Annotated in this window: 8 protein-coding genes; 1 reads left to right on the top strand and 7 read right to left on the bottom strand. The window is 72.3% G+C overall.

Annotated elements, in window-relative coordinates:
* The first annotated feature begins 32 nt into the window (after positions 1-32).
* Positions 33-236 carry an MbtH family protein gene (locus B079_RS0114670; protein WP_018546573.1) on the top strand — a complete coding sequence of 68 codons (204 nt, stop codon included), beginning with the start codon at positions 33-35 and terminating at the stop codon, positions 234-236.
* Between the two features lie 117 nt (positions 237-353).
* Here the strand turns inward: B079_RS0114670 and B079_RS0114665 are convergent, their stop codons facing one another.
* The 7 genes from B079_RS0114665 to B079_RS0114635 all read right to left on the bottom strand — a co-directional run bounded on the left by B079_RS0114665 (position 354) and on the right by B079_RS0114635 (position 7,714).
* On the bottom strand, positions 354-1,112 hold the full coding sequence (locus B079_RS0114665; RefSeq protein ID WP_018546572.1) for an SDR family NAD(P)-dependent oxidoreductase: 759 nt from the start codon (positions 1,110-1,112) through the stop codon (positions 354-356).
* Between the two features lie 166 nt (positions 1,113-1,278).
* Complete coding sequence (locus B079_RS0114660; RefSeq protein WP_018546571.1) at positions 1,279-1,863, bottom strand: TetR/AcrR family transcriptional regulator; 585 nt, start codon at positions 1,861-1,863, stop codon at positions 1,279-1,281.
* Between the two features lie 122 nt (positions 1,864-1,985).
* Positions 1,986-3,053, bottom strand: a complete 1,068-nt coding sequence (locus tag B079_RS0114655; protein ID WP_018546570.1) for an iron-siderophore ABC transporter substrate-binding protein — start codon at positions 3,051-3,053, stop codon at positions 1,986-1,988.
* A 48-nt stretch (positions 3,054-3,101) separates the two neighbouring features.
* On the bottom strand, positions 3,102-4,958 hold the full coding sequence (locus B079_RS0114650; protein WP_018546569.1) for an ABC transporter ATP-binding protein: 1,857 nt from the start codon (positions 4,956-4,958) through the stop codon (positions 3,102-3,104).
* Positions 4,955-6,664: an ABC transporter ATP-binding protein gene (locus tag B079_RS0114645; protein ID WP_018546568.1), complete on the bottom strand. Its 1,710-nt coding sequence runs from the start codon at positions 6,662-6,664 to the stop codon at positions 4,955-4,957. The genes B079_RS0114650 and B079_RS0114645 overlap by 4 nt, the downstream gene beginning before the upstream one ends.
* 96 nt (positions 6,665-6,760) lie before the next feature.
* Positions 6,761-7,135 (bottom strand): ArsR/SmtB family transcription factor, encoded by a 375-nt coding sequence (locus B079_RS0114640; protein WP_018546567.1) that lies wholly within the window; start codon positions 7,133-7,135, stop codon positions 6,761-6,763.
* A 204-nt stretch (positions 7,136-7,339) separates the two neighbouring features.
* Positions 7,340-7,714: a hypothetical protein gene (locus B079_RS0114635; protein WP_018546566.1), complete on the bottom strand. Its 375-nt coding sequence runs from the start codon at positions 7,712-7,714 to the stop codon at positions 7,340-7,342.
* Between the last annotated feature and the right edge of the window lie 118 nt (positions 7,715-7,832).

Below are 7,832 nucleotides of genomic sequence, written 5' to 3'. Positions count from 1 at the left end.
CGACCGACCCCGACGACCCGGAAAGGCATCCCATGACCAACCCGTTCGAGAACCCCGACGGCGTCTACTCCGTCCTCGTCAACGACGAGGGCCAGCACAGCCTGTGGCCCGACTTCGCCGACGTACCCGCGGGCTGGCAGGTCGCGCACGGCCCGGCCGGACGCCAAGAGTGCCTGGACTACGTGGAGACCCACTGGACGGACATGCGGCCCAGGAGCCTGGCCGAGCGGTCCTGAGGGCCGACGGGCTCCGAGGCGTGACGAAGGGGGCGGCTCCCCGGCCGGGGAGCCGCCCCCGGCCGCTTTGCCACGGGCCTCGCGGCGGGGAAGGGCGTCGCCGAAGCCCATGAACCGTCAGGCCGAGGCCCCGCAGTCGACGACCAGATCGGCGCCCACCACCGCACCGGCTTCGGGCGAGGCGAGGTAGAGCACCGCAGCCGCCACTTCCTCGGCCTCCGCGACCCGGCCGAGCGGGTTCTCCGCCTTCACGCGCTCGGCACGGTCGGCCTCGGTCTCGCCGGGCCGCAGCGACATGGGGGCGGCGGAGGCGCCGGGGCTGACGGCGTTGATGCGGATGCCCTGGTGGATGTGGTCGAGAGCGGCGGCGCGGGTCAGCGCGGAGACCGCCGCCTTCGAGGTGATGTACGCGGCGAGGTTCGGGATGCGGAGGTGTGCGCCCAGGTTGGAGGAGATGTTGACGATGGCGCCGCCACCGTTCGCCTTCATGTGCGCGATCTCGTGCTTCATGGCCAGCCAGACGCCGGTGACATTGGTGCGCAGCACCGCGTCCCAGTCCTCCTCGCTCACGTCACCGACGGCTCCGACGCCACGGAGTATCCCGGCGTTGTTGACCGCGATGTCCAGCCCGCCGAAGCGGGTGACGCTCTCGCGTACGAGGTGCTGAAGTTGGCCGGAGTCCGTGACATCGGCGGTGACGGCGGTCGCGGTGCCGCCGGTGGCCTCGATGAGAGCGACCGTCTCGTCCAGGGAGGCCGCGGTGCGTCCCGCGACGACCACGGATGCGCCCTCGGCGGCGAAGGCACGTGCGATCGCGCGGCCGAGGCCGGAGCCCGCGCCGGTGACGAGGACGGTCTTGCCGGTGAAGCGGTTCATTTCGGTGACTCCCGTGCGTGAGGGGCTACTTGGTGCGGTGGTTCAGTAGGGCGACAGCAGGGACGAAGCGTTGCCGCCGAGTGTGAGCAGGCCCCCGCCAATATTTGACCGATCGGTTCATTATTCGGGCATGCGGCAAGAGTCCGGTGGATTCGATGGAGGGGAGTCAGTCCAGCAGGGCCAGGGCCTGTTCGGCCGCGTCCCGCACCCGGGCGGGATCGTTCGACGCCTTGCCGACGACCCGTACCCCCTGGAGCAGTACGAGCAGCATGCGGGCCAGGGTGCGCGGATCGCGGTCCTCGGGCAGCTCGCCCTGGGCCTGGGCCCGTACGAGCGCGGAGTGCAGCAGGGTCTCGACGTGCTCCCAGCTGATCTCGACCCGGCGGGCCGCCGCAGGGTCGTGCGGGGCCAGTTCGGTCGCGGTGTTGGTGATGAAACAGCCGCTCAGCCGGCCCTCGGCGGCGGTGGCCTCCGCGGCGAAGCGGCGCACCACCGCACGTACCGCGGGCAGCGCGGGGCCAGGCTGGGACAACTCGGTGAGCAGGACCGGGTCGTGCGTCTCGGTGTACCGGTCCAGGGCCTTCAGATACAGCTCGTGCTTGCTGCCGAAGGTCGCGTAGATGCTGGCGCGGCCGATGCCGAGATGTTCGACCAGATCCGTCAGCGACGTCGCTTCGTAGCCGCGCCGCCAGAACAGCTCAAGGGCCGACTGCAGTGCGGCGTCCGGATCGAATTCCTTGGTCCTGGCCATGGTGAAGACCCAAGCATATCCAGAACGATCGGTCAAATAAATGTGCTTCGCAGCCGGACCCCGTACGCCGTCGTACGAGAGGCGGCCGACGGCGGGAGCATCCGCCGCCGACCGCTCCGTCCTCAGGACGTCGGCTGCTCCACCTTGGTCGACGGCTTGCCGTCCACGGCCGCGCCGAGCTGCGGCACCAGCCGGTCGAGCACGTACGGAATGCTCAGGACGGTCGAGAGGGACACCGCGTTGCCGTAGTCGCTGGTCTCCTTGACGAAGACCTCACGGCCCTGCTTCGCCACCTTCAGGTCGCCGTACAGCGGGTTCTTGTGCAGCTTGGTGACCGACGAGGTGGTGTCGGGCGCGATCCACACCGCCACGTCCTGGTCGAGCAGGTCGTACCGCTCCTTGCTGATGTTGGCGCCGAACTGGTCGCCGATCAGCTTGTCCAGATCCTTCGGCAGCGAGAAGCCGAGGTCCGCCAGGAGGCGGGAGCGCGGGTCCTGGCTGCCGAAGACGAAGACGCCCTGGTACGGCGTCGCCATCACGGCCGTCTTCCCGGCGAAGTCGGGGTGCGCCTTCTTCGCCTCGGCGAACTTGTCCTGCACGCCCTTGACCAGATGCTTCGCCTCGTCCGGCTTGCCGAGCGCCTTGCCGATCTCCTCGGTCTGCTGCTGCCAGGGGATGCCGTAGTCGTTGTACTGCTTCGGCTGCGCCACCACCGGGGCGAACTTCGACAGGTTCTGGTACTGGGACTTGGTCAGCCCGGCGTACAGGGCCAGGATGAGGTCCGGCTTGAGGGCGGCGATCTTCTCCACCTGGGGGCCAGTGCCGGTGTCCTTGAGGACGGTCGGCGCGGGGGAGGAGCCCAGCTTGCCGGTGGCCCAGGGGCCGACGGCACCCTTGTAGCCGCCCAGCCACTCGGTCGTGCCGACGGGTACCTTGCCGAGGGCGAGGACGGCGTCCTGGTCGGTCAGGCCGACGGTGACGATCCGCTTCGGCTCGGACTTGATCGTCGTACTGCCGTACTTGTGTGTGAGGGTGACGGGGAAGGCGCCGCTCGACGCCGACGAGCCCGATCCGCCGGGCGACCCCGCGTCGTCGTCGGAGGAGGAGCCGCACGCGACGGCCGCGCCGACGAGCAGGAGTACGGAGGCGAGCAGTCCGGTCAGCCGGGTGGCTCTTCTGGCACGGGCCATCGAGTGATCATCCTTACGGTCGTGAACGGTCGGTCGGTGCGGGGGGCTTCATTCCGAGGGGCTGGGTGCGGGGGAGTCCTCGGGGGCTTCGGGGGTTGTGGGAGGGGCTGCGGAGCCTTCGAGGCCGTCGGGGGACGACGGGCGCTGCGCGGACCACGCCCGCCACAGCTCGGCGTACGCGCCCCCGGCGGTGAGCAGTTCCTCGTGGCGGCCCTGCTCCACGATCCGGCCCTCGCGCATCACCACGACACGGTCGGCGGTCGCGGCCTGCCCGAGCCGGTGGGCCACGACGATCGCCGTCCGGCCCTTGAGCACCTGCCGGGCCGCGGACTCCAGCAGCCGGGCGCCCGAACTGCCCGCCTCCGCCGTCGCCTCGTCCAGCACGGCGACCGGCGGGTCGGCCAACCACAGCCGGGCGAGCGCCAGTTGCTGAGCGCGGTCGGCGGTCAGCCGGTGCCCGCCGTCGCCCACCACCGTGGCGAGGCCGTCCGGCAGGGCCTCGGCCCAGTCCAGCGCGCCCACGGCGGCCAGCGCCTCCAGCAGCTCCCCGTCGGTCGCGTCCGGGCGGGCCAGCCGCAGGTCGTCCGCGAGCGGTCCGGCGAAGACGTGCACCTCCTGGGTGACCAGCGCGACCGAGCGGCCGTACTCGTCCGGCTCCGCACCGCCCACCTCGATCCGGCCCGCGTCCGGCCGGTGCAGCCCCGAAATCAGCTTCGCCAGCGTCGACTTGCCCGCCCCGGTGGTGCCGACCAGGGCGACGGTCTCGCCGGGCTGGATGTCCAGGTCCACGTCGTGCAGTACGGGGCTGCCGGGCAGGTAGGCGTGGGAGACACCGCCGACGCTGACGCCCGCGTCGGAGCCGGGCAGCTTGTCACCTTCCCTTTCCTTGGCCGGGGGTTCGTCCACGACACCGACCAGCCGGGCCAGCGCGGCCGTGGCGGACTGGGCGTCGTCGAGCAGGACGAGGGCGGTGTTGACGGGCCCGAACAGGCTGTGGAAGTACAGCGCGGCGGCCGTCGCCGTACCGAGCGAGGCGGAACCGGAGCGGACCAGCAGGAAGCCGGTGGCCAGGACGGCCGCGAGCCCGGCGAACTCCGCGATGTGCAGCCGGGCGTAGAAGCGCAGCACGAGACCGACACCGCGCATGGTGAGGTCCACCGCCGCCCGCGACCGCTCGGTCACCCGGCGCAGGTGCGGCGCCTCAAGTCGCAGAGCGCGTACGGTCGTCGCGCCACCGATGCTGTCGAGAAGCTGCTGCTGCTGGGCGCCGGTGGCGACGCGCTCGCGGGCGTACAGCGGCACGGCGTTGCGTACGTACCAGCGGGCCGTGTGCGCCTGGACGGGTACGGCGATCAGCGCGGCCAGCAGGAACCGCCAGTCCAGCACGGCGAGCGCGACGAGGGTCAGCACGATCGACAGGGCCGAGCGGGCGAGTTCGGGCAGCGCGGTGCGCACGGCTTCCGCGACGCGGGAAACGTCGCGTGTGACACGGGAGTTGAGGTCGCCGGAACCGGCCCGCTCCAGCCGGTCCAGGGGCAGGGCGAGGGCCCGCTCCACGAACCGCTCGCGCAGCCGGGCGAGGGCCGTCTCGCCGAGCCGGGAGACCCGCGCCATGCCGAGCGCGGTCGTCACGCCCTGCACGACCGCGACGGCGGCCAGGGCCACGACCGGTGCCGTGAGCGCGCTCGGCGGCCGGTGCTCGGTCACCAGGTCGACGACACGGCCGAGCAGCGGCTGGGTGGCCAGTCCGACGGAGGTGGAGAGGATCAGGAGGCCGAACCCCGTTGCCGCGAGCGCGCGTTGGGGGCGCAGCAGTTCACGGACGGCGGCGCGGGTGCGGGCCGCGGTGGCGGTCGGCAGAAGTGCCTGGTCCGGTGCGGGCGGGGGTGCCTCGGGGAGGGTCATGCCAGTACCGCCGTCCGGTAGGCCGCGTGGGTCCGTACGAGGTCCGCGTGGGTGCCCCGTGCGCCGACCCGGCCGCCGTCCAGCAGGACGACCCGGTCGGTGACGGCCAGCAGGGCGGGGCTGTTGGTCACCAGGACCGTGGTCCGGCCCCCGCGTACCTTCCGCACCCCCCACGCGATCCGCGCCTCGGTCACCGCGTCGACGGCGGTCGTCGGATCGTGCAGCACCAGGACGTCGGGTGCGGCGCCGAGGGCGCGGGCGAGCAGGACGCGCTGCCGCTGGCCGCCGGAGAGGGAACGGCCGCCTTCGCCGATGGGGGTGGCGGGGCCGTGGGGGAGGGAGCGGATGACTTCGTCGGCCCGGGAGGCGGTGAGGACGTGGTCGCTCCGCGCGGGTGAGCCATTCTGGTCGGCGCCCGCCCAGGAACCCAGGTTCTCCGCCAGCGTGCCCTCGAACAGGGCCGCGTCGTGCGCCGCGACCAGGACGGCCGTGCGCAGCAGCGCCGGGTCCAGGGCGGTCAGCGGTACGCCGTCCAGCTCGACGCTGCCCGCCTCCGGGTCGCGCTCGCGGGCGAGGCAGTGGAGCAGGGCCTGGGCGTCGGCGGGGTCCGTGACGGCGATGCCGGTCAGCTCGCCGGGGCGCAGATCGAGTTCCACCCCGGCCAGGCTGCCGAGCCGTACGTCGCGCAGCCGCAGGCCACCGCGCAGCGGGCTCGGCAGCTCGGCGTCGCCCGAGGACACGGCGGGCTCGGCCGCGAGGACGGCGGCGACGCGGGTGGCGGAGGCACGGCCCTGGGCGAGTTCGGCGTTGACCCAGGCGAACACCTCAAGTGGTCCCAGGAGAAAGAGCGCGAGTCCCACGGCGGAGACCAACTGGCCGAGGGTGATGGCGCCGCTGAGGGCCAGCCGGCCGCCCGCCAGGGCGATCAGCGCGATGAAGACACCGGTGAGGGCGAGGACGAGGCCGGTCTGCCAGGACTCGGCGCGGGCGGCCCGCAGGGTGGCGGTGAGGGAGTCGCGGCTGGTGCGCCGGTAGCGCTCGACCGCGGCGCGCTGGGCGCCGAGCCCCTTGAGGACGCGCAGTCCCGCGACCAGGTCGGCGGCCACCCCGGAGGCGTGCGCGGCCCGGTCCTGCTCGGCCTCGCTGCGTCGCTCCAGCGGCTTGCCGAGCAGATGCCCGGCCCACAGCAGCGCGGGGGTGCCCAGGAGCACGATCAGACCGAGCGGCACGGACACGAACAGCAGCGCCACCGCTCCCCCCGCCACTCCGACGAAGGCCGAAATCCCGCTCATCAGCGCCATGTTGACCGCGCCGACCCGCTTGGCGTCCTCGGTGGCGACGCTGACCAGCTCGCCGGGCAGCCGTCCCGTCTCCGCGCCGCCCCGGGCGTCCAGGACCCGGCGCACCAGGGCCACCCGGAGATCGTGCGCGGCCTCCTCGGCGGCGCGTTCCCCGGCTCGTGCACCCAGCCGGAAGCTCCAGGACAGGCCCACGTAGACCACGGCGAGCACACCGAGCCAGAGGACCAGCAGACGCCCGTCCGAGCGGGCCACGGCGCGGTCCACGACGACGCCGATGAGCACCGGCACGGCGACCTCGCCCAGTTGATGGCCCGCGCCGAGCAGCACGGCGAGCGTGAGGCGGCGCCCCTGACGCCGGACGGCCTGTGCCAGGACGTCCCGCCCCGACGGCTTCCCTGTTCCCACCAGCCACCCTCCGGAACCGGTCAACTTAGGGAAGGCTAGTCTAAGTACGCGCGCCCGCGTCAATGCTTTCGACGGGAGGCGGGTGTCGGGGCGTGGCTAGGTGGCGGTGCGCGAGGACAGTGCGGGGCCGTCGGCCGTGGACTCGTCCGACTGCCGCAGTTCCGCGAGGAGTTCGTTCTGCCCGGCCAGGAGTTCGGTGAGGATGCGGCGGCCCGCGCGCAGCAGCTCGGCCACATCGCCCCCGGCGAGCGCGTAACTCACCGTCGAACCCTCCCGGATGGACACGACGATCCCGGACCGCCGGAGCACACCGAGCTGTTGGGAGAGGCTGGACGGCTCGATCTCTATGTCCGCCAGCAGGTCCCGCACCGGCACGGGTCCGTGCTGGAGCAGTTCGAGAACCCTGATGCGCACGGGGTGCCCGAGCATCCGGAAGAACTCCGCCTTGGCCTGATAGAGGGGGACTTGCATCGGGCTCGCTCCCTGCCGCGTCGGGGACGGTCGGTCCAGGACGCGGCGGCGGCCCGGAGGGCGCCGCCGCGCGCCGTACGCCCTGTACGGGCGATCCTTCTCGTCCCGGGCCGCGCACGACCGCGAGTTGGGATCATGCTGATGTCGCGACTTGAAGAAGTCTTCACATCGTGGGCATGCGTCGGCCCGGGACCGGAGAAGGTGTCAGACCTCAAGCTGTTCTTCGACGCGCTTGAGCTGGTGGCGGGCCATCGCCAGATTGGAACGCGACTTGTCCAGCACCAGGTAGAGGAAGAGACCGTTGCCGTTGCGGCCGGTGACCAGCCGCATCAGGTGGTACTGCGAGCCGAGCGTGATCAGCACGTCCTCGATCTGGCTCTTGAGCCCCAGCTCCTCCATCGTGCGCACCTTGGCACGGATCACGTCCGTGTTGCCCGCCGCCGCGATGTTCAGGTCCAGGTCCTTGCCCCCGCCCAGCGTGCCCAGGGCCATCCCGCTGGTGTAGTCGACGACCGCCGCCCCCACGGCCCCCTCGACCCCGGCCATCATCTCCTTGAGCGAAACCTCGACACTCGCCATGGTGATCCTCCCCTTGAACCTCTTACGAACCGGCGCGACGTGATCCGCGCCCGGTGCCCGCACGCTAGGCGAGCCGCACCGGCGCCGGTACGAAGGTCTTCGGGAGTGAGGGGTGTTG

The sequence above is a fragment of the Streptomyces sp. LaPpAH-108 genome (genome assembly GCF_000373625.1).
Lineage (GTDB): Bacteria > Actinomycetota > Actinomycetes > Streptomycetales > Streptomycetaceae > Streptomyces.
The sequence above is the reverse complement of the archived record's forward strand: the minus strand, read 5'-3'. Positions and strand labels throughout refer to the sequence as shown.

Bases quoted from the DNA above. Each gene is read 5' to 3' on its own strand.
- B079_RS0114650 (WP_018546569.1), bottom strand. From the start codon at position 4,958: ATGACCCTCCCCGAGGCACCCCCGCCCGCACCGGACCAGGCACTTCTG.
- B079_RS0114640 (WP_018546567.1), bottom strand. From the start codon at position 7,135: ATGCAAGTCCCCCTCTATCAGGCCAAGGCGGAGTTCTTCCGGATGCTC.
- B079_RS0114665 (WP_018546572.1), bottom strand. From the start codon at position 1,112: ATGAACCGCTTCACCGGCAAGACCGTCCTCGTCACCGGCGCGGGCTCC.
- B079_RS0114660 (WP_018546571.1), bottom strand. From the start codon at position 1,863: ATGGCCAGGACCAAGGAATTCGATCCGGACGCCGCACTGCAGTCGGCC.
- B079_RS0114670 (WP_018546573.1), top strand. From the start codon at position 33: ATGACCAACCCGTTCGAGAACCCCGACGGCGTCTACTCCGTCCTCGTC.
- B079_RS0114635 (WP_018546566.1), bottom strand. From the start codon at position 7,714: ATGGCGAGTGTCGAGGTTTCGCTCAAGGAGATGATGGCCGGGGTCGAG.
- B079_RS0114655 (WP_018546570.1), bottom strand. From the start codon at position 3,053: ATGGCCCGTGCCAGAAGAGCCACCCGGCTGACCGGACTGCTCGCCTCC.